Origin of the sequence: Salmonella sp. 32100201201700099SM, from assembly GCF_017572645.1 — a bacterium.
GTDB classification, from domain to species: domain Bacteria; phylum Pseudomonadota; class Gammaproteobacteria; order Enterobacterales; family Enterobacteriaceae; genus Salmonella; species Salmonella enterica.
On record NZ_JAGERQ010000013.1, the window covers coordinates 22,508 to 43,688 of the forward strand.

The following is a 21,181-nucleotide window of genomic DNA, read 5'->3' on the forward strand; positions in this document are numbered from 1 at the left end:
TTGATTGTATTTGTACACCAATTGATATTGTTGCTAATGTTCGTACATGCGATGGTGAGTACATAAACATTAAAATCATTGAGTACAAAATACTAAAATGACCATCAGCGACACTAAGCTACGCTCCCTCTATGGTAAACCATATTCCGGCCCATCTGAAATTACTGATTTTGATTTAGTACTGTATGGAATTTAGGCCAGGGTCAATCTGGCCGGGATCTCAAAAAATGCATGGACTAAAACGGGTCTATGTACAGAGGGACACAACGCTGTGTCCCTTAATTTCATGCGGGTTGAGGCTGGACTAGGCCCAGGCCAGTGGCAGGATGGATGACAGAACACTCGGGAAATATTTTCTGGCATGACGTTGCATACTATCCGCCACAACGCTGGTACAGGTAAAGGCGCCATGGAGGCCGTGAAAACGGTCGGACCAGTCGGTAAACTGTTCGCTGGACGGGAAGATCGCCGGAGACAGCTCCCAGTCTTTCTGCATCAGCGCCTCCGCATAGCCTCTCAGGGCCGGCGGAGAGTCATGCTCAGTGCCGAAAATGGCGCTGGAGGAATAGCGTGCGAATGCGGTACTAAGACAGAACAGGGTTTCCGCCTGCTTCTGTGGGGTGGCGTCCGTCAGGTGATAAGCACTGAGGATGTGCTGGTAGTGTGCCGGGCTGAGTTTGCCTTCAGGAAGCAGGGGGGCAAAAATGGTGTTCAGACGCGACACTGAGGCATCATCAATCAACTTCACGGTGGAATGTTTCTGGGTCGTGGCGGCAATAAACTGCTGGTTCAGCTCCCCGTGCTCTTCAGCGCTGAGGATGATATCAATCAGTTCCCCAAAGCGTCGCTGCACGGCCTGCTGATTAAATGCGGCGAGAAACACCGGAAAGTCATGACGGAATAACTCTACCGGAGAGATTTGCGCGGTGGAAACGTTCTCTCCGGCTCGCAGCAGGTAAAAGTTGTCCCATGCAGTGTCAGGAGTAGGGTTTAGCATTGTTAACAGCGTGTCAGTGGAGAGCATCATCGCCGTGTCTGAATCCTGGGAGGAAAGCAGCAGGAAATTATCTGCAGCGCGGGTTGTCCAGTCCGGGCTGCCGTCATAATTGCCGAAGAGCCCATTATGGATGTGGGGAGACACCGTTGGGTGAGCAAGATATCGTTCATAAAGCGCTGCAGCTTTCTGGCGGGTGCCATCAGTGCAGCCCACGCCTGTCATACAGTGTAAAATCACCTGATTAAAGAGCCCGCTGTGAGTGGTCATGGCGGCGTTGTTCCTGTCAAACGAATCCAGCAATACAGGCCGTATGCGCTGCTGATAATATGTGTCAGGAGCCGGCAGGGGAACGTCATTATAGGTCTGGCACTGGTGGGCAAAAAAACGTTCCTGAACAGGCCCGAGCCACTCGCTGATAAGCGTACTTTGCGTATAGGGGGGGGCCAGTACGCTCACCAGCGAACTTTCAACTGGCCGGATACATGCCTCTGTTAAGCGGCCACTCCGCAATGACTTAACCAGGTCTTCCATTGCCCGGACTTTTTCCTGACTGTATTTATCGGGCAGGCTGTCAATGGTTATCAGAATACTTTTACCATTATTGTGCTCATGATTTAAAAATCCATCCACAGCGTTCTCAGTCCAAAGGAGTGGCATTTGCGGCCAGATATCACCTGGACGAATAAAATTTTCGCCCCCTGATACTGACGGAGGTGATGAATTATCCGGTTCATTTAAAATAACGCCAGAGAGGTTGGCTTTGTGACGTATAAGCGTATTTTTTAATGTTGTATCAATAAAAGAGGGCTGTTGTTGTGTAGTAATTGAATACTGTAAAACACTTCATTCATGTCTGAATTACTAAATTTTGTATTACTGCAGACTACATCACTCAGTGTCGAATAAGTGAATCGGCATTCGTCAAAATGTAAATGAGATATATCAGAATAAGTAAATTTTGAATTTGAAAAGTTGAACCTCTTAATAATATCGCCGTCTCGCTCCATGAAGCTGAGGGGCAATATTTTGCTGAATGTAATATTACGGAAATCTGCGTTTGAAAAATCGCGATCTGCGGGCGTAAGAGTTTCTCCGGCTTTCTGCCGTAAAACTGCATCCGTAAGTTTCTTAGCCCAGTCGGCAGGTGATGACGGGGAAGACGTAGCCTGAAGTGAGAGGGAGGGTGATACTGGTGGTGTTCTACCTTCAGAAACCGTTGGCCTGTTATTGGCTGATACAGAGACTTCACCGGGGAGCGGGGCTGCACCTGTCACTCTGTAATTATAATCACATGATTGATTTGCAATATGCTTACGCATGAGTGCTGCAGTCATTTTTGAGACATCTTCTTCTGAAATATTTTTCTTATATGTATTATTTGTATCTTTAATATTTTTAACAGTAAGCAATGTATTGTTTAAGGTATTTTTTCTTTCGGCTGAAAGAATTCTTTTATTTTTTGTGGTAGCGATATCTCAATCGGTGAGTCCTTTCATGGTTTAAATTTTTCATTTAAAGATGCATGCGTATTTTTAACACTGGTTATTTTTGAGGCGAGCCCGTTTTTCGTATGTTCACGGATGGTGTTAATTAATTTTTTAACCTGGTTAGGAATAGTAGAAAAATTAATTGCGCCTGATGATATCTTCATTAGAATTCCTTATCAACATCATTATGGAAAAACGGTCTGGATTTTTAACGCCTTAAAAGTAAGCTTCATATGTCGGTATGGCGATGGAGATCACAATTCACCATGTTATCTGGCAGGTTTCTTTCAGAAAGTGTCCATCCTGTCATCATGTCACCGTATTGTGGGACGCTGACGTATCTGCGGAAAAATCAAGGCATAAGGGAGCGGGTCGGGTAACGAAGCCCGTGTGCACGCAAAAGTAAACCCGCTTCGATGCTCAACCAGCGTTTTTCGCCGGCATTCGGGATATCGTCGGCGGACGTTCCGGCGCGTATGAAAAAGAACTGCGTAAAGCGCGTGAAATCGCTTTTCAGGAAATAATCGTTTTCTTTTAAATATTATTACGTGTTATTGGAATTGTATCATTTTTATAATTAACAGTGGGTTGTTTGGTAATTCTGCTGATTATTCGATGACAGTCCATGTGCGTGTTCAGGAAATGTAAAATATTTATAAAATAAAAGGTTTTATCGTGTTGGCATGCTCATATTAACAACTATTTCAAATTGTGATTGAAGCCGACATTTCATAATACAAATTAAATATAATCTTCAGCTATATCTAATAACAGGAGGTTATATGAGCATTAGTCGTCGTTCTTTTTTGCAGGGGGTAGGCATAGGCTGCTCTGCCTGCGCGCTGGGCGCTTTTCCGCCCGGGGCGCTGGCGCGCAACCCGATTGCCGGCATTAACGGTAAAACCATGCTAACGCCAAGCTTGTGCGAAATGTGTTCCTTTCGTTGCCCTATTCAGGCGCAGGTAGTCAATAACAAGACCGTTTTTATCCAGGGCAATCCTTCTGCGCCGCAGCAGGGGACGCGCATATGCGCCAGGGGCGGGAGCGGCGTCAGCCTGGTCAATGACCCGCAACGGATTGTAAAACCTATGAAACGCACCGGGCCACGCGGCGACGGTGAATGGCAGGTGATTAGCTGGCAACAGGCTTACCAGGAAATCGCGGCGAAAATGAATGCCATCAAAGCGCAGCATGGCCCCGAGAGCGTTGCTTTCTCTTCCAAATCGGGCTCGCTCTCCAGCCATCTTTTCCATCTGGCTACGGCCTTTGGTTCGCCTAATACCTTTACGCACGCCTCAACATGCCCTGCCGGGAAAGCCATTGCGGCAAAAGTGATGATGGGCGGCGATCTGGCGATGGATATCGCTAACACGCGCTATCTGGTTTCGTTTGGCCACAATTTGTATGAAGGGATTGAAGTTGCCGATACCCATGAGTTAATGACCGCGCAGGAGAAGGGGGCCAAAATGGTGAGCTTCGATCCACGTTTGTCGATATTTTCCAGCAAGGCGGATGAGTGGCACGCTATTCGTCCCGGGGGGGATTTAGCGGTTCTGCTGGCGATGTGCCACGTCATGATTGATGAACAACTCTACGATGCGTCTTTTGTTGAGCGTTATACCAGCGGATTTGAACAGTTAGCACAGGCGGTAAAAGAGACGACGCCGGAATGGGCCGCCGCGCAGGCCGATGTCCCTGCCGACGTCATTGTCCGGGTGACACGCGAACTGGCCGCCTGCGCGCCTCACGCTATCGTCAGTCCTGGTCATCGCGCGACGTTCTCGCAGGAAGAGATCGATATGCGGCGTATGATTTTTACGCTTAATGTACTGCTCGGTAATATTGAGCGCGAAGGCGGGCTATACCAGAAAAAAACGCGTCGGTTTACAACAAACTGGCCGGAGAAAAGGTCGCGCCAACGCTGGCGAAACTCAACATTAAAAATATGCCGAAACCGACGGCGCAACGAATCGATTTGGTCGCACCGCAGTTTAAATATATCGCCGCTGGCGGCGGCGTGGTGCAAAGCATTATTGACGCGGTGTTGACCCAGAAGCCTTACCCGATAAAGGCGTGGATTATGTCGCGGCATAATCCTTTCCAGACCGTCACCTGTCGTTCGGACCTGGTAAAAACCGTTGAGCAACTGGATCTGGTGGTCAGTTGCGATGTCTATTTGAGCGAGAGCGCGGCGTATGCCGACTATCTGCTGCCGGAATGCACTTATCTCGAACGGGACGAAGAGGTATCGGATATGTCGGGACTGCACCCGGCTTACGCTCTGCGCCAACAGGTCGTAGAGCCGATTGGCGAGGCGCGTCCGAGTTGGCAAATCTGGAAAGAGCTTGGCGAGCAGTTGGGATTAGGGCAGTACTATCCGTGGCAGGATATGCAGACGCGCCAACTCTATCAGTTGAACGGCGACCATGCCTTAGCGAAGGAACTGCGACAGAAAGGGTATCTCGAATGGGGCGTTCCGCTGCTATTACGCGAACCAGAATCCGTTCGCCAGTTTACGGCGCGTTACCCCGGCGCTATCGCGACGGACAGCGACAACACCTATGGCGAACAGCTTCGCTTCAAATCGCCCTCCGGCAAAATCGAACTTTATTCCGCAACCCTGGAGGAATTGCTCCCAGGCTACGGCGTTCCGCGCGTTCGTGACTTTGCGCTTAAAAAAGAGAATGAGCTTTACTTCATTCAGGGCAAGGTGGCCGTGCATACCAATGGCGCGACGCAGTACGTACCTTTACTCAGCGAGCTAATGTGGGATAACGCGGTCTGGGTCCATCCGCAAACGGCGCAAGAAAAAGGCATTAAGACCGGAGATGAGATCTGGCTGGAAAATGCTACGGGTAAAGAGAAAGGTAAGGCGCTGGTGACGCCCGGTATCCGTCCGGACACGCTTTTTGTCTATATGGGATTTGGCGCTAAAGCTGGGGCCAAAACGGCGGCGACGACACACGGTATCCACTGCGGAAATTTACTGCCGCACGTGACGAGTCCGGTATCCGGTACGGTAGTGCATACCGCAGGCGTGACGCTGAGCCGGGCATGAGGGAGGAGGGAACCATGAATCATTTAACGAATCAGTACGTCATGCTGCATGATGAAAAACGTTGTATCGGCTGCCAGGCGTGTACCGTTGCCTGCAAAGTGCTTAATGACGTACCGGAGGGATTTAGCCGCGTACAGGTACAAATTCGCGCCCCTGAACAGGCATCCAACGCACTAACCCATTTTCAATTTGTCCGCGTCTCCTGTCAGCACTGTGAAAATGCGCCATGTGTCAGCGTTTGTCCTACCGGAGCGTCATATCGTGATGAAAACGGGATCGTGCAGGTGGATAAATCGCGCTGTATTGGCTGCGATTATTGTGTTGCCGCATGTCCTTTCCATGTGCGCTATTTGAATCCGCAAACCGGCGTCGCCGATAAGTGTAACTTCTGTGCCGATACGCGGTTGGCGGCTGGCCAGTCTCCGGCGTGCGTATCCGTTTGCCCAACGGACGCGCTGAAATTCGGCAGACTGGATGAGAGCGAGATCCAGCGCTGGGTCGGTCAGAAAGAGGTCTATCGCCAGCAGGAGGCGCGTAGCGGCGCGGTCAGTCTGTACCGTCGTAAAGAAGTCCATCAGGAGGGTAAAGCATGAATACTATCTGGGGAGCGGAACTACATTATGCGCCAGATTATTGGCCGCTGTGGTTAATTTATGCAGGCGTCGTGGTGCTGCTCATGCTTGTTGGGCTGGTTATCCATGCGTTATTGCGCCGGATGCTGGCGCCAAAAACAGCGGGCGGTGAAGAACATCGTGACTATCTCTACTCGCTGGCGATTCGCCGTTGGCATTGGGGAAATGCGTTACTGTTTGTTTTATTACTGTTAAGCGGTTTATTTGGTCATTTTTCTCTCGGCCCTGTAGCGCTAATGGTACAAGTGCATACCTGGTGTGGTTTTGCCTTACTGGCTTTCTGGGTCGGGTTTGTGCTGATCAACCTCACCACAGGTAACGGGCGTCACTATCGGGTAAATTTTTCCGGACTGGTAACGCGCTGCATACGCCAGACGCGTTTTTACCTTTTTGGCATCATGAAAGGGGAAGCGCATCCGTTCGCGGCAACAGAGCAGAATAAGTTCAATCCACTGCAACAACTGGCATATCTGGCGATTATGTACGCGCTGGTGCCGCTGTTAATCATCACCGGTTTGCTGTGTCTCTATCCGCAGGTTGCGGGTCTGGGCCCTGTGATGCTGGTGCTGCATATGGCGCTTGCTATCATCGGCTTACTGTTTATTTGCGCGCATCTCTATCTGTGTACTCTTGGCGACACGCCGGGACAAATTTTCCGTAGCATGGTTGACGGCTATCACCGTCATCGTACCGCGCCGCGCAGGGATAAGTCCGCCGTCTGAGCATATCCATAAAATAAAGTCAGCAAGAAAATGTGCCTTGTGTCACATTTTCTTGCAATTTATCCATGTTTGTTTAACTGAACTTCCGTAAAAAGAACGGCAAATTGAGACCATCCTGAGGACATGCTGTTGAAACGCCGTTTGTTTATTGCCGCTTCTTTATTCGCGATGCACCTTTCTCCTGCGCTTGCGGCCGATGCCGTAAGTTTTGCTCCCCAACCGCCAGCCATTGATGCAGGCGCCTGGGTGTTGATGGATTACACTACGGGACAGGTTCTTACCGCCGGTAATGAACACCAGCAACGTAATCCCGCCAGCCTTACCAAGCTAATGACGGGCTATGTCGTCGATCGCGCCATCGATAGTCATCGTATCAGCCCTGACGATATCGTCACCGTTGGGCGCGATGCCTGGGCGAAGGATAATCCGGTGTTTGTCGGCTCCTCGTTGATGTTTTTAAAAGAAGGGGATCGCGTGTCGGTACGCGATTTAAGCCGTGGCTTAATTGTGGATTCCGGTAACGATGCCTGTGTGGCGCTGGCGGATTATATCGCGGGCGGGCAGCCGCAGTTTGTGGCGATGATGAACAGCTATGTGAAAAAACTCAATTTGCAGGATACCCATTTTGAAACCGTCCACGGTCTGGATGCGCCGGGACAACATAGCTCCGCGTATGATCTGGCCGTACTCTCCCGGGCGATTATTCACGGCGAACCTGAATTTTATCACATGTACAGCGAGAAAAGCCTGACCTGGAACGGCATCACACAGCAGAACCGCAACGGCTTGTTGTGGGATAAGACCATGCATATTGATGGGCTTAAAACCGGACACACATCGGGGGCGGGGTTTAATCTTATCGCATCGGCGGTGGACGGGCAGCGTCGACTTATCGCCGTCGTGATGGGGGCGAAAAGTTCGAAAGGCCGTGAGGAACAGGCGCGAAAACTGTTGCAGTGGGGCCAGCAAAACTTTGCGACGGTGCAGATTTGCACAGCGGTAAAAAAGTGGGCAGCGAGCGAATCTGGTATGGAGACAAAGAAAAGATTGCGCTGGGTACGGAACAGGATTTCTGGATGGCGCTGCCTAAAGCGGAAATTCCGCATATCAAAGCAAAATATGTGCTGGATGGAAAAGATCTGGAGGCGCCAATCGCCGCTCATCAGCGGGTAGGTGAAATAGAGCTCTACGATCGAGATAAACTGATCGCTCAGTGGCCGCTGGTCACTCTGGAATCGGTGGGTAAAGGCGGTATGTTCTCTCGTCTGAGCGACTATTTTCAGCATAAAGCGTAAGCCGTTGTCACATACAGTTCACCGTCACCTGAAGTGTCAAAAGGGCGGGAGTGCGAGGTTGCTCACAAAATGATCACTCTGTCCTTGTGACCGTAAAATGCCGCAATTATACTGTATATACATACAGTATGATAAAGTAACGGAGGCAGCATGGATTACGAAATCAGGCAGGAACAAAAACGCAAGGTAGCCGGTTTCCACATGGTTGGTCCATGGGAACACACCGTGAAGCAGGGTTTTGAACAACTGATGACGTGGGTGGATCGACAGCGGATCGTGCCAGTTGAATGGATTGCCGTCTATTACGACAATCCAGATGTCGTACCTGCGGAAAAACTCCGCTGCGATACCGTGGTGTCCGTGGCAGAGAATTTCATCCTGCCGGACAATAGCGAAGGCGTAATCGTGACCGCCATTGAAGGCGGCGAATATGCCACTGCTGTCGCGCGAGTGGAAGACCGTGACTTTGCGAAGCCGTGGGAACGGTTTTTTGACGTCCTGGAGCAGGATAGCGCTTATCAGATAGCCTCTGCGCCCTGTTTTGAAACCTATCTGAATAACGGCATGGAAGATGGATACTGGGATATTGAAATGTATATTCCGGTACAGCGGAAGTGATCGACTGGTTTCCTGGCTGAAAAGAGCGGACGGATAATGTGTTCCGTCCGCCAGTGCGCTATTTTTGCTATAAAGCAGGTACAATGCATTTTTTGCCATTCCCGTAAGGAGCGCAAGCGTGCGTGCCGATAAGTCATTAAGCCCTTTTGAAATACGGTTGTACCGTCATTATCGCATCGTGCATGGCATACGTATCGCCCTGGCGTTCATTTTTACCTTTCTGTTGGTTCGTCTGTTTTCTATTCCCGAAGGCACATGGCCGCTAATCACGTTAGTGGTGATTATGGGGCCCATCTCATTTTGGGGAAATGTAGTGCCTCGTGCTTTTGAGCGCATAGGCGGTACGATCCTGGGCGCGGCGTTAGGGCTGGTGGCGCTACGCCTGGAGCTCTTTTCCTTACCGCTGATGCTGGTGTGGTGTGCGATAGCGATGTTTTTGTGCGGCTGGCTGGCCTTAGGGAAAAAACCGTATCAGGCGCTACTGATAGGCATAACGCTCGCCGTTGTTGTCGGCGCTCCCGCTGGTGATATGGATACGGCATTATGGCGTGGCGGGGATGTGATTTTGGGGTCGCTACTGGCAATGTTGTTTACCGGCATTTGGCCCCAGCGCGCCTTTTTGCACTGGCGCATCCAACTGGCGCATTGCGTCACGGCGTATAATCGGGTGTATCAGGCAGCGCTGTCGCCGAATTTGCTGGAGCGCCCCCGGTTGGATAAACATTTGCAACGGTTGCTGAACGATGTCGTCAAAATGCGCGGGCTGATAACGCCCGCCAGTAAAGAAACCCGGATACAAAAATCTATTTTCGAGGCCATTCAGACCATCAATCGCAATCTGGTTTGTATGCTTGAATTACAAATCAATGCCCACTGGGCGACGCGCGCCAGCCATTTTGTGATGCTTAACGCGCACACATTGCGTGAAACCCAGCAGATGACGCAGCAAACCTTGTTAACGATCGCCCACGCGTTGTTTGAAGGCAACCCGCAGCCGGTACTGGCAAACACGGGTAAACTGAATGATATTGCTGCCGAGTTGCGGCAGCTAATGAACGAGCAGCGGGGCGACGCGGTGGCTGAAACCCCCATCCACGGCTATGTTTGGCTAAGTATGGAAACGGCCCGACAGTTGGAACTGCTTTCGCATTTGATCTGCCGGGCTTTGCGCAAATAAAAAGCAGATGGGGTGAATGAATTTGTTGCTGCTTCGATTCAGCAAAGATTAAGAGTATGATACTAATATAAGGATAAAATGAGTGCTACTGGCAACGATTTTATCCCCGAACCTTCAGGTTTCCCCAGACGGCGACGTAACGGTGTTTCCTCTGGCGGCTTGAAGTATGACGGGGATAAACGTAATGTTTATCCACTAGCAGTTGCTTAACGAATCCGAATCTCACATTATCAGGGGTGTAAAAATGGAAACAACCAAGCCTTCTTTCCAGGACGTGCTGGAGTTTGTTCGTCTGTTCCGTCGCAAAAATAAACTGCAGCGTGAAATTCAGGACATTGAGAAGAAGATCCGTGACAACCAGAAGCGTGTGCTGCTGCTGGACAACCTGAGCGACTACATCAAGCCAGGTATGAGCGTTGAGGCGATTCAGGGTATCATCGCCAGTATGAAAAGCGACTATGAAGATCGCGTTGATGACTACATCATTAAAAATGCCGAAATCTCCAAAGAGCGTCGCGACATTTCCAAAAAGCTGAAAGCGATGGGCGAAATGAAACACGCCGATGTAAAAGCCGAATAATGCGCTACGGCAGTGGGAGCGTATATCAGGCTCTCACTGCAGTTTGACCCCGCCAGTGACCATCTTGAGTAAATGTTGTTTTGGCCAGTGTCGGGTAAGTTTTTTCTCTGCCAGCTTATCTTTCAGACGCGCAATATCATGACGTTTCCGGTCCAGCATCAGACCCACCACGCTACCGCTATGCGCCACGTTCAATCCGTATAAATCACACTCTTCGACCAGCGATAGCAGGGCGGTAAAGCCCGGCTTAGGTAACAGCGTCTGGCTGGCGATAGCGCTAAGCGTAGCCGCCTCACCCAGTCGGAGCGGATTTTGCGTTATACAGGCTTCCTGCACCAGATTCCAGGCCTGCTGCAAGGTTGGTGAACTTGCTATTAATTTCTGCTGGCGAGGGAGACGGTGGTAATCTTGCGTGCGCAGTGTGACCGGGCTTTCCAGTACCAGCAAATCGATTGGCGGCGGTGGCTCGCAGGCGATTTGCGTGGCCGCATTATTATGATCAAACAGCGTTAACTGATGAAAAACGGTGCTATCAGTGGGTTCGATTGAGACGCAAAGCTGTGCAATGGTGGTTTCATCCAGCGAATGGCCAAGATGATGCGCCGTTGCCACCGCCGTAGCGGCAATATCTGCGGTGCTGCTGGCCATGCCTTTGGCAACGGGAATTGACGAACGCACATCGACGCGAATCTCGTTACTCCAGTGCGCAGGATACTGCCAGTGCGCCAGAACTCGCTCCACCATCGCCCGCGACAATGGACGCTCGTTTACCAACGGCGGCGCAGCCGTGACTGCTACGGTGCTGTACCAGTCAACGGGGCAGGAGACCAGTTTCTCACTGCCCAGAATCCATCCCTGGATAAGTTCCCCGCATGAGGCGGGGCATTGCGCAACAGCCACGTTATCACCTTTCAGGTACGAATAGTGTGCGCGCATAGTATCATGGTAAAAGCGTTATTACCATGACTTGCCGCAATGCGTCGTATAACCCTCTCAGGCTGGTACACAAAGCCCTTCCGTGGCCGGTAGCGCAATGCGCATAACGTCTTGTGCGATCATTAACTCTTCGTTGGTGTTGATGACGGCGACTTTCACCAGGGCGTTCTCCGTCTGGATAAATGTCGCATTACGCTGATTTTTCTCTTCATCAACGGCTAAGCCTAAAAATTGCAAATTATGGCAAACCGCCGATCTGGCGCGCGCTGAGTTCTCGCCAATTCCCCCAGTGAATACCAGAGCGTCCAGTCCTCCCATTTGCATAATATAGCTGCCAATGGTGGCGCGAATGCGTTCGGCAAACAGCGTGAGAGCGAGTTTAGCCTGCCGGTTACCGGTATTGGCTGCCTGTTCGACATCGCGGTAATCAGACGACACGCCAGAAACGCCCAGCAAGCCTGACTCATTATTTAATAACTGATTCAACTGTTGCGGCGTTTTGCTTTCGCGCTGGGCTATCCACGGCAGAATAGAGGGATCAATATCTCCGCTACGGGTGCCCATCATCACGCCTGACTGCGGCGTAAAGCCCATCGACGTATTGACCGAACGTCCGTTCTTGATGGCGCAGACGCTGCTACCGTTTCCAAGATGACAACAAATCACCCGTAATGCGCTGAGTGGTACGCCCAGCTTTTCAGCCAGAACGCCGCTGACATACTTATGGCTGGTGCCATGAAAGCCATAACGGCGAATCCCCAGTTCAGCGTAATAATGCCAGGGAAGCGGGTAAATATAGGCGGGTTCATCCAGCGTCTGGTGAAATGCCGTATCAAACACGGCTACAGAAGGGGCATCAGGCAACAGTTGACGAAAAACGTGAATACCCAACGCGTTTACCGGGTTGTGAAGCGGGGCCAGTTCAGCAAGACGTTCGATTTGCGCTAACGTTTCATCCGTGACCAGCGTCGAGTCTTTAAAAAACTCACCGCCGTGCGCCACACGATGACCCACCCCGTCAATGTCCCGCAGACTGTTAATGATTTGATAACCCAGCAGCTTTTCCAGAAGCAGCGTTACCGCATCGCGATGATCGGCAACGGGGACGGTTTCCTGCCATTTTTGGTTGTGCGTCTTAATTGTCACCTGCGCATCCGCCATACCGATACGCTCAATCAGCCCCTGGCAGAGCATGTCGCCCTGCGGCATCTCCAGCAGCTGGAACTTTAACGATGAGCTGCCGGCGTTAATGGCCATTATTTTGTAAGACATAAAGGTTCCTTCGAATTCAGAAAATCCAGCACGGCGTCGAGACCCGAATTATTCAACGCGCTGGTAATAAAAATCTGCCGGGCGCCAGCCTGCGTAAGCCATTGTGCGACCAGCGAAATACGCTGCGGGTCGGCGAGATCGGCTTTGGTGACAAGGCCAATCGTCGGGCGGTTCATCGGGACGGTAAAACCCGGAGAAAACGGCGACCACTGAGCGTCGGCATTTAACACCAGGGCGATAACGTCGGCCTCGCAGGCGCTGGTCAGCAGGGCGCTGTACAGGCAGCGGTTCTCCAGGTATTCGCCCGGCGTGTCGATAGCCATCGGCGACCATTCAATGGCCTGGGTTTTCTTGTAATGGAGCGCTTCGCCACGCAGGCTTTGGGTCAGCGAAGTTTTCCCGCACTGGCTGGGGCCGATAAACATCAGACGCTTCATGACGTTACGTCCGGGTGATCGAACAGGTGGTGAACTGCATCATTTCGCCCAGGGTGCGCGTCACCTGCTTAAGGGCATATTCCACGGCGGAAACATCGCCGGTCAGCACCACAGCACCGGTAAAGCGGTCAAGAAAACCAATCTCCACCGCGCCGGATTTTGTAGCAATATCGCAGGCGATAATCGACGCTTCGCTGGGCGTGATGGTGAGGATGCCAATGGCGGAAACCGCATCCTGCAGGCCCAGCTTCTTAAATAAATCTTTCCCCGGATTAGCAATCAGGTGCGCGAGGGTAACCTGTTTCCCCGGCACGTATTCCTGAATCATGCGATCCGTTGTCGGTTGTCTTTCCATTATCCCTCCACCATCTGTCGCCACATGGCTTCATGCGGGCGTGGGATCACCGAACGGTAAACCAGCAGCCCTTTTTCGCCCGCGCTTTCGCTGGCGACTGTCACGGCGTTATTGACGTCAGAAACGTCGCCCGCCACCACCATGTAGCATTTACCGCCGATGCCGAAGGCCATATGCACCCGCACCAGGGTGACGTTTGAGCCTTTCACCGCCCGGTCTGCGGCGCTAATGCAGGCCGCCACGCTCCAGGTTTCGACGATGCCGACCGCCTGACGCTTATCGACGCTGTTCAGGCCGCTGATGGCCGGAAGTACGCTGGGATGAATATTCGCCAGCACCAGGCTGTCGACGAGCATCTCGCCGGCCTGCGACGTACCGGTTTCAATGGCCTGCTGGATAGCGCCGATATCGCCGCCCAGCATCAGTAAAAACTTACCTGGGCAGATGGTCTTGCTGACCAGTAGATCGACGTTGGCGCTTTTCAGCATGGCATCACCAAGCTCCATGCCTTTGGCGATGCTGGTGAGTTCTAAAATTCCTATAGCCTGAGACATGGTTAACCTCTTACAACAGTGATGGCCTGTTCGCTGATGGCCGAAACAATGCCGTCGATGCTGGCGTGAATGGATGCGCCGAGCGCGCCAGGCGGGACATCGGCAACGCATTGCCCGCGAGTCACGCGCTCGCCGACGGCAACAGTCGGTACTGCGCTGGCACCAATATGCTGGCGCAGCTGCAAAGTGACTTTTTCTACTGACGGCTCTTCTTCAACCAACGGTGCTTCCTGATACCAGGGGCTAAGCCCCAGTTTGGCGATCAGCCGCTTCACTGGCACGAGGCGATATTTCGCCATTTCGTCGGCCGGATTCAGCGGCCCTTCGTAGCGCTGGTTTTGCGCCCGCAGCTCGCGTTTTAACATGCGGTTGATGCGCATCGGCGAGATCCCGACCGGGCAGGCCACGCTTTCGCAAACGTTGCATTCCGAGCAGGTAAGGGCGCTCAGCAGCAGTTGCGGCGTGGCAGCCTGATGAAAGTTCACCGCCCGCACCAGCAGGTGCGGAGAGAGTTCGTGGCCGATCAGATGTCGTGGGCAGAGATCGGTACAGAGTCGGCACTGTTCGCAGACGGTGCGCGCGACGGAAAGCACTGTGCGCTCGTCCTGCATCCTGCGCTGGATAAGCGGATGGCTTTTTGGGAGCACCAGCAGGCCGCCGGTAGTTTTCGTCACCGGGTTATCAAGAGAGGTAATCAGGCCACCCATCATCGGGCCGTCGTTAATAAAACCGGGGTTGTCGACCGTCGCGCCGCCCGCCAGCGCCAGCACTTCATGCAGTGACATGCCGACAGGAACGGTAACGGTCAACGGTCTGGCGACCGCGCCGTTCACGGTCAACGTGCGACGAGTGACCGGAAACTGCTGCTCGACCGCCCGGGCAATATTCAGCACCGTTTGCACGTTATTGACGACTACGCCGACGCTGGCCGGTAGCGCGGCAGGGGCGACCCGACGACCTGTTGCCATCCAGATAGTCAGCACCTCATCGCCTGCGGGATATACATCCGGCAGGATATGCAGGCGGATACCGGCTGGCAGTAGTGGGGTGAGGGCGTCGATGGCCCGGCGGTATTTTTCTTTCGGGGCAATCACCCCTTCGCGCGCGCCGGTCGCCGTCATGGCGTACAGTACGCCGCGAACAAGACGCGCGGCCTGCTGCCACATCAGTTGCTGGTCAACTTTGAGCATCGGTTCACACTCGGCAGCGTTCACCAGAAAAATCTCTACCTGCGCCTGTAGTTTGACGTGAGCGGGAAAACCCGCGCCGCCCGCGCCGACAACGCCCGCTGCGCGGACGCGCTCGCGAATTTCATCGGCGCTATGGGACATTTCAACGCTATTGATGGCGGCGCTCATAGCAGTTCCTCCAGCAGCTCGCGAATTTCCTCGGCGCTGGCCGGGCGCGGGTTGGTGCGCAACGTGACATCCGCCAGCGCGGCCTGCACCATCGCCGGAATACGTGCGGAAAAGTCGGATCTTCCTTCTTTAAGCGCAACGGCCAGTGAGGGAAGGGCGCAGCGTTGCTTAAGCAGTTCGATTTGCTGAATCAGCGCATTGATCGCCGCAACGTCATTGGCTTCTGCCGGGCAAAAAACGCAGGCTTTGGCCATCCGCGCGTAGCGTTTGGCGGCGCGCGGGTCACCCGCGTTAAAACGGATCACCGTCGTGAGCAGCAGCGCATTGGCCAGCCCATGCGGAAGATGAAACTGTCCGCCAAGCTGGTGGGCTATCGCGTGGTTAAGCCCCAGCCCCGCCTGGCTGAAGGCCATCCCGGCGAGAGTCGAAGCGTTGTGCATTTTCCCGCGCGTCGCCACACAGTCGCCTTTTTCCACCGCCGTGGGCAGATACTGGAACACCAGTTTGGCGGCTTTTTCCGCTAGCGCGTCGATAAAGTCGCTGGCGTGCGGAGAGACCCACGCTTCCAGCGCATGGGTCAGCACGTCCATACCGGTGTTGGCGGTAATCTGCGGCGGTACGCTGACCACCAGCTCCGGGTCGAGGATCGCCATATCCGGATACAGCGCATTGTTGAACAGCGGGTACTTAATGCCTTTATCCGGGTCGCTAATCACGCAGGCGCTGGTCACTTCCGAGCCGGTGCCGCTGGTGGTCGGGATCGCCACGCAGGTTTCGATATTGATGCCGCTTTGCTGGCTAAACCAGACAATCGCTTTCGCCGCGTCCATTGCCGAGCCGCCGCCAAAACCAATTACCACCTGCGGCTGCAGGGCCTGCATTTGCGCAATGCCCTGCACCACGGTATGGATGGTGGGGTCCGGCGTTATCTCGCTAAAGACGCTGATGCGGTTATCTGCGGGCAGCGCGTTACGCAGGGTATCCAGCAGCGGAGAGCGCGCCAGAAAGCCATCGCAGATTATCCAGATGTGCTTATTGGTAAAGCGCTTGAGCACCGCCAGGCTGCCCTGACCGCTGTACAACCGCGTTTGTAGTGAGAAGGTATTCATCGCGACCTCGGTTAGCGAATAGAAAAGCCGTTGGTCAGCACGCAGCGCCGGGAGCGGGCAAAAGTACGCGCTGACGTGGTCCCTTCACCGGTTGGTGTGGCAATAGTAAAGGTGGTAAAGCCTTCGCCGCCGACGCCGATCCCGGCATAAGAGGGGCCGTTTTTGACGAATATCGAGGTTTGCAGGGTGCGGGCCGCGAGGTTCAGGCGCGACACGTTCTGCGAGTGCATAATGGCGGTGTGATGCAGCCCCTCTTCAACCTTCAGGGCCAGCGCCAGCGCGCTATCGAAATCGTTAACTTTTACCACCGGCAGCATCGGCATCAACTGTTCGCTGGTGACCCACGGATCGTCAGCGTTAACCATCGCAATCAGCAGACGCGGCGCTTTTGCAGGGACAGCGATCCCGGCGGCTTCCAGCATGGCCGATGGGCTCTTGCCGACCAGTTTTTTATTCGCCTGGCCTTCAGGCAGGCAGACGGCGCGGAGTTTGTCGGTATCGGCAGGGCTTAGCAGCAGCGCGCCGAAGGTTTGCATTTGCTGCACCAGACGTTCGGCGACGCTCTCCACTACGATCAGGCTCTTCTCGGCAATGCAGGGCAGGTTGTAATCGAATGACGCGCCGTTGATGATATCTTCCGCCGCTTTCACCAGGTCCGCTGTTTCATCAACGATGCAGGGCGGATTGCCAGCGCCAGCGCCAATCACCTTCTTACCGCTCTTCATGCCCATTGCCACAATGCCGGGGCCGCCGGTAATAGCCAGTACTGCGATTCGCGGGTGGGCCATCATCTGCTGGGTCGCTTCGAAAGTGGGTTCAGCTACAGTCACCACCAGATTGCGGATGCCGCAGCAGCGGAAGGCAATCTCTTCAATCAGGCTAATCAGCTTCAGAGAGACCTTTTTCGCTCCCGGATGCGGGCTAAAGTAGATACTGTTGCCCGCCGCCAACATGCTGATGCTGTTGTTGATGATGGTTTCCGTCGGGTTGGTGCTTGGGGCGACCGAACCGATGACGCCAAACGGTGAGTATTCAAACAGCACCATGCCGCCGTCGCCGGTCAGCGCGGTGGTGGTGAGATCTTCTACGCCCGGCGTGTTGTCCAGCGCAGCCTTGTTTTTGAGAAATTTATCTTCTTTGTTGCCCATCCCCGTTTCATTGGCGCTCTCTTCCGCCAGGGTCGCCAGCAGCGGCGTCAGCTCCTGACGCATCGCGCTGATAATGGCGCTGCGGGTTTTTAGCGGGCACTGCTGATAACGTAAGAACGCCTGGTGCGCGGCATCGATGGCCTCGCTCACGGACTGGAAAATCCCTTTGCCCTGAGGCTGGGCCGGCGTTTGCGCTGGCGTGGTTAATTGCTCGCTAAGAATGGTGCGAATCAGGGTTTCGAGTTCAGAAGTATTCATTGATGTGTTCCCACGTTAATAGCCGCGATGGCGGTCTGTGCTATGTCCATGTCCTGCTCAACGCTGCCGCCGCTGATGCCAATACCCCCAATTAATATGCCGTCGCGCCATAGGGCGTAACCGCCGCCAAAGGTGACCACTTTTCCCTGTAAATGACTTTCCAGTCCATAAAGCGCCGCGCCTGGCTGAACGACATCGCTCAGCTCATGGGTCGCCGTTTTCATAGCAACAGCGGTCCAGGCCTTTTTCGGCGCCAGTTCGCTGCTGACCAGCAGGGCGTCCGGCATCCGCCAGGTCACAGTTTCCGTACCGTGCGCGTCAACGATGCTGACGACTACCGGAACCTGCAGTTGCTGCGCGCGTTCAACGGCGGCGCGGGTGAGCTGGTGCAGATCGTGGAATGAGAGGGCCACGGGCGTTGTCTCCTTGCTGCGGGTCGGCTGGCTGGCAGCCAGATAGCGCTTGCTAACTTCACGGATGATGTTGGCCTGGTGCGCATCGCTATCTTCCGCGCGGGCCAGGGCGTACAGGCAGTCCGATAAGCGGTTGATGTAGCGCATCAGCACCTGGCGTACGTTGACTTCAGTTGCCAGTTCAACCAGACGGCGTTCGGCGCGGCGCGCCAGCGTGCGGGCAAAATGTAAGCGGCTCGCGGCTTCGCAGCGGCCGGGTAAAATAAAGCTGTGCAGCGGTTCGACGCGGGCCATTGCCCGATCGATAGCGGCCTCCAGGGCCGAAATCTCTTCGCTGCTGATGTAGCGCTGTTTGGGCGACGGCTGCTCGCTGTCGCTGGCCAGCTCTGCGCTAAACCAAAAAAGTTGCTGCTGGATGGCTTCAAGTAAGGTGCGGTGGTTTTCATCCGCAGCGGCGCAGGCGCACAGGCTCAGCGCGGCATTCAGCTCATCCAGCGTGCCGTAGGCTTCAACCCGCGGGTGGGTTTTGCTCACCCGCTGGCCGGTAAACAGTGATGTGGTGCCTGCGTCACCTGTTCGGGTATAAATCGCCATAACCGCCCCTTAACGCGAAAGCGTATCTACAATGCCGACAACGGCGAGGTCGATGGCCTCATTTGGCCCGGAAAAAACGTGCCTGGCGCTGGAGCCGCCGCTGAGCAAAACCAGTTCGCCGACGCCCGCGCCGACGGAGTCCACGGCCACTTCATCGCCGGAGGTCGGCGAGGCGGGGAGTTCGCCATCGGCGCTGACCCGACGCACCAGCAGCAGCTTTTTCCCAATCAAAGAAGGTGATTTTTGCGTGGAGACAACCGCGCCCGTGACTCGTGCCAGATGCATGATTTACTCCTGCTTAATTAATTGAATATTCCGCGCATTGGCCGCGTCACGCGCCATGGCGGTCACGATGCATTTGCGGTGGACAACCATACGCCCCCGGCTTAGCAGCGCGACATCGCGATAGCTCAGCACCGAACCCGCATGCAGGATCAGCGGCAGTCCGCGCTCATCGGTGAATACCAGCGGCAGACGAGCCAGTTTTTTTACCGGGATAACCGGCAGCAGCTGGCTGTGCAGGCTGAGCTGAACGCGGATGCCGAAAGCCAGCGCGTCGTGAATTTTCCGGGCTGCGGCATCGTCGGTTTCCGCATCCGCAAGCTGACCCAGCAGCGGCAGGTCGACGAGCAGGATGCGCAGCGACGCGTGCTGACAGAACAGCGCTGGACAGTCGGCATCGCGAAGTTGCGTAACGCTCAGCGTCGCCGTGCTCTGGGCACGGCGCTGCAGCCGGGAGACAATCTCCTCGACAATGCGCTGCAGGGTTTCGCCGTTCATCGCGGGCCTACCAGCCGGGCAAAGGCCTGCGGGTTATCGGCACCAGCGGCGTTGGCTTCATCGGTATCAATGTGCATTTCGAGGCGCATGTCCGGTGAAACGCGAATCGCCACGTTGTTGAAAATCAGCCCGCGATCGTCGCCTTCAATCGCCACTGAAACCATATCGCCGTGGGAAACCCGCAGGATCAGCGCATCAAGCGGCGACATATGAATATGCCGCTGCGCGACGATAACCCCGGAAGGTAGCTCCAGTTCGCCAAAGGGGCTGACCAGGCGGATGCCCGGTGTGCCCTTCAGGTTGCCGGACATTCTCAGCGGCGCGGCAATCCCCAGCGTTCTGGCATCGGTACGCGAAATTTCCACCTGGCTTACCGAGCGCAGCGGGCCGAGCAGGCGCACATTTTTGAGCTGCCCTTTCGGTCTCACCAGGGTGACGGTTTGCTCCGCAGCATATTGTCCCGGCTGCAGTAGCGCTTTTTTTTCACTGATGGGATGGTCGGGAAACAGCCGCTCATAATCCTGCGCGGACAGGTGGATATGACGGTTTGAGACGCCCAGCGGAATAGGCCGCTGGCGCATCTCGTCGAGAACTTTACGGACCGTTGATTGCAGAAGCTCTTTATCCATTACGCTTCACCTCGCTTGCCGGAATGAATGCAAAGCGTACGAGGTTCGCCCTTCTGGCGCGGACATTTTGGATCCAGACACAGATTGCAGCTGACCAGTTCTGATTCCTGCGGGGCCTCTTCTGCTGGCGCTTCAGAAACGACATCAGCTATCTCTGACTCTTCAGGCTCAGGTTCAATGACGGAGGGTGGGGGAGTCTCTGCGAGCAGGATCCCTTCTCCGGGCCTTGCGATAACCTTGTGGGCCACCAGGCCATTCCGCTGTTCGGCAAATTGCGCACCGGTGGTGATGGCCGCCTGCACGGAGGCCACATCACCGGTAATTTTAATCACCATCCAGCCTGAACCATTGGTCTTTTCGAGGGCGAGCAGCGTGATAGAAGCGGATTTCGCCATGATATCGGCGCAGCTGATAGCCAGTGCCAGACCACAAACTTCAAGTAATCCCAGTGATTGCTTCACGCGGTGCTCCTTATTTGCCATCGATTAGGCTGATTTCGGTAAAATGGCCTCAACATCGCTGTGCGGACGCGGGATAACGTGGCAGGATTTCACTTCACCCACGACGCTTGCCGCTGCGCTGCCGGCATCTACGGCTGCTTTAACCGCGCCGACATCGCCGCGAACCATGACGGTCACCAGGCCAGAACCAATTTTTTCGTAGCCCACCAACTGTACGTTGGCGGATTTAACCATTGCATCGGCGGCTTCAATGGCGCCGACCAGCCCTTTTGTTTCAACCAGTCCCAGTGCGTTATTCATACTGCCGTTCT

General features: G+C 54.2%; 19 protein-coding genes and 5 pseudogenes. 9 read left to right on the top strand and 15 right to left on the bottom strand.

Features of this window, described 5'->3' with window-relative positions; translation table 11 throughout:
• Positions 1-97: 97 nt before the first annotated feature.
• A pseudogene (locus J4685_RS22620) lies at positions 98-175 on the top strand (hypothetical protein); the annotation flags it as partial.
• A 129-nt stretch (positions 176-304) separates the two neighbouring features.
• Here J4685_RS22620 and sopA read toward each other — a convergent pair.
• A pseudogene (gene sopA / locus J4685_RS18860) lies at positions 305-2,648 on the bottom strand (SPI-1 type III secretion system effector HECT-type E3 ubiquitin transferase SopA).
• Between the two features lie 266 nt (positions 2,649-2,914).
• Between sopA and J4685_RS18865 the strand changes: the two are divergent.
• The 8 genes and pseudogenes from J4685_RS18865 to J4685_RS18900 form a co-directional block, all read left to right on the top strand.
• Positions 2,915-3,007 (top strand): annotated as a pseudogene (locus J4685_RS18865) (heavy metal-binding domain-containing protein); the annotation flags it as partial.
• A gap of 259 nt (positions 3,008-3,266) precedes the next feature.
• Positions 3,267-5,542 (top strand): annotated as a pseudogene (gene phsA / locus J4685_RS18870) (thiosulfate reductase PhsA).
• A 14-nt stretch (positions 5,543-5,556) separates the two neighbouring features.
• Complete coding sequence (phsB, locus tag J4685_RS18875) at positions 5,557-6,135, top strand: thiosulfate reductase electron transport protein PhsB (RefSeq protein ID WP_001016236.1); 579 nt, start codon at positions 5,557-5,559, stop codon at positions 6,133-6,135.
• Positions 6,132-6,896 carry a thiosulfate reductase cytochrome B subunit gene (gene phsC, locus J4685_RS18880; RefSeq protein ID WP_001092555.1) on the top strand — a complete coding sequence of 255 codons (765 nt, stop codon included), beginning with the start codon at positions 6,132-6,134 and terminating at the stop codon, positions 6,894-6,896. Before phsB ends, phsC begins: the two co-directional genes overlap by 4 nt.
• A 123-nt stretch (positions 6,897-7,019) precedes the next feature.
• Positions 7,020-8,191, top strand: a pseudogene (gene dacD, locus J4685_RS18885) (serine-type D-Ala-D-Ala carboxypeptidase DacD).
• 150 nt (positions 8,192-8,341) lie between these two features.
• Positions 8,342-8,809, top strand: coding sequence for a DNA gyrase inhibitor SbmC (gene sbmC / locus J4685_RS18890; protein WP_000384333.1), 468 nt, complete (start codon positions 8,342-8,344; stop codon positions 8,807-8,809).
• A gap of 118 nt (positions 8,810-8,927) precedes the next feature.
• On the top strand, positions 8,928-9,986 hold the full coding sequence (locus J4685_RS18895) for an FUSC family protein (protein WP_001200848.1): 1,059 nt from the start codon (positions 8,928-8,930) through the stop codon (positions 9,984-9,986).
• A 244-nt stretch (positions 9,987-10,230) separates the two neighbouring features.
• On the top strand, positions 10,231-10,566 hold the full coding sequence (locus J4685_RS18900; RefSeq protein ID WP_000450405.1) for a DUF496 family protein: 336 nt from the start codon (positions 10,231-10,233) through the stop codon (positions 10,564-10,566).
• 33 nt (positions 10,567-10,599) lie between these two features.
• Here the strand turns inward: J4685_RS18900 and pduX are convergent, their stop codons facing one another.
• The 14 genes from pduX to pduJ all read right to left on the bottom strand — a co-directional run bounded on the left by pduX (position 10,600) and on the right by pduJ (position 21,170).
• Complete coding sequence (gene pduX, locus J4685_RS18905; RefSeq protein WP_031608751.1) at positions 10,600-11,466, bottom strand: L-threonine kinase PduX; 867 nt, start codon at positions 11,464-11,466, stop codon at positions 10,600-10,602.
• A 93-nt stretch (positions 11,467-11,559) separates the two neighbouring features.
• Positions 11,560-12,774 (bottom strand): propanediol utilization propionate kinase PduW, encoded by a 1,215-nt coding sequence (gene pduW / locus J4685_RS18910; protein ID WP_000120640.1) that lies wholly within the window; start codon positions 12,772-12,774, stop codon positions 11,560-11,562.
• Positions 12,759-13,211, bottom strand: a complete 453-nt coding sequence (gene pduV / locus J4685_RS18915; RefSeq protein ID WP_000826280.1) for a propanediol utilization protein PduV — start codon at positions 13,209-13,211, stop codon at positions 12,759-12,761. The genes pduW and pduV overlap by 16 nt, the downstream gene beginning before the upstream one ends.
• A gap of 4 nt (positions 13,212-13,215) precedes the next feature.
• A complete protein-coding gene (gene pduU, locus J4685_RS18920; RefSeq protein ID WP_000441103.1) occupies positions 13,216-13,566 on the bottom strand; it encodes a propanediol utilization microcompartment protein PduU in 351 nt (116 codons plus the stop codon).
• On the bottom strand, positions 13,566-14,120 hold the full coding sequence (gene pduT / locus J4685_RS18925; RefSeq protein ID WP_000075772.1) for a propanediol utilization microcompartment protein PduT: 555 nt from the start codon (positions 14,118-14,120) through the stop codon (positions 13,566-13,568). The genes pduU and pduT overlap by 1 nt, the downstream gene beginning before the upstream one ends.
• Before the next feature lie 2 nt (positions 14,121-14,122).
• A complete protein-coding gene (gene pduS, locus J4685_RS18930; protein ID WP_001271292.1) occupies positions 14,123-15,478 on the bottom strand; it encodes a cobalamin reductase PduS in 1,356 nt (451 codons plus the stop codon).
• The gene (gene pduQ, locus J4685_RS18935; protein ID WP_001091451.1) at positions 15,475-16,587 is read right to left on the bottom strand and encodes a 1-propanol dehydrogenase PduQ; all 1,113 of its coding nucleotides are present in this window, start codon (positions 16,585-16,587) and stop codon (positions 15,475-15,477) included. The genes pduS and pduQ overlap by 4 nt, the downstream gene beginning before the upstream one ends.
• Positions 16,588-16,598: 11 nt before the next feature.
• Complete coding sequence (pduP, locus tag J4685_RS18940; RefSeq protein WP_001097673.1) at positions 16,599-17,993, bottom strand: CoA-acylating propionaldehyde dehydrogenase PduP; 1,395 nt, start codon at positions 17,991-17,993, stop codon at positions 16,599-16,601.
• On the bottom strand, positions 17,990-19,000 hold the full coding sequence (gene pduO / locus J4685_RS18945) for a two-domain cob(I)yrinic acid a,c-diamide adenosyltransferase PduO (protein ID WP_001029485.1): 1,011 nt from the start codon (positions 18,998-19,000) through the stop codon (positions 17,990-17,992). Before pduO ends, pduP begins: the two co-directional genes overlap by 4 nt.
• Positions 19,001-19,009: 9 nt before the next feature.
• Entirely contained in the window at positions 19,010-19,285 is a 276-nt protein-coding gene (gene pduN / locus J4685_RS18950; protein ID WP_000549825.1) for a propanediol utilization microcompartment protein PduN, read from the bottom strand.
• A 3-nt stretch (positions 19,286-19,288) separates the two neighbouring features.
• Entirely contained in the window at positions 19,289-19,780 is a 492-nt protein-coding gene (gene pduM, locus J4685_RS18955; RefSeq protein WP_001012967.1) for a propanediol utilization microcompartment protein PduM, read from the bottom strand.
• A complete protein-coding gene (locus J4685_RS18960) occupies positions 19,777-20,409 on the bottom strand; it encodes a phosphate propanoyltransferase (RefSeq protein ID WP_000356707.1) in 633 nt (210 codons plus the stop codon). The genes pduM and J4685_RS18960 overlap by 4 nt, the downstream gene beginning before the upstream one ends.
• Positions 20,409-20,891 carry a propanediol utilization microcompartment protein PduK gene (pduK, locus tag J4685_RS18965; RefSeq protein ID WP_001284392.1) on the bottom strand — a complete coding sequence of 161 codons (483 nt, stop codon included), beginning with the start codon at positions 20,889-20,891 and terminating at the stop codon, positions 20,409-20,411. Before pduK ends, J4685_RS18960 begins: the two co-directional genes overlap by 1 nt.
• A 3-nt stretch (positions 20,892-20,894) precedes the next feature.
• Positions 20,895-21,170 (bottom strand): propanediol utilization microcompartment protein PduJ, encoded by a 276-nt coding sequence (pduJ, locus tag J4685_RS18970; RefSeq protein ID WP_001057755.1) that lies wholly within the window; start codon positions 21,168-21,170, stop codon positions 20,895-20,897.
• Between the last annotated feature and the right edge of the window lie 11 nt (positions 21,171-21,181).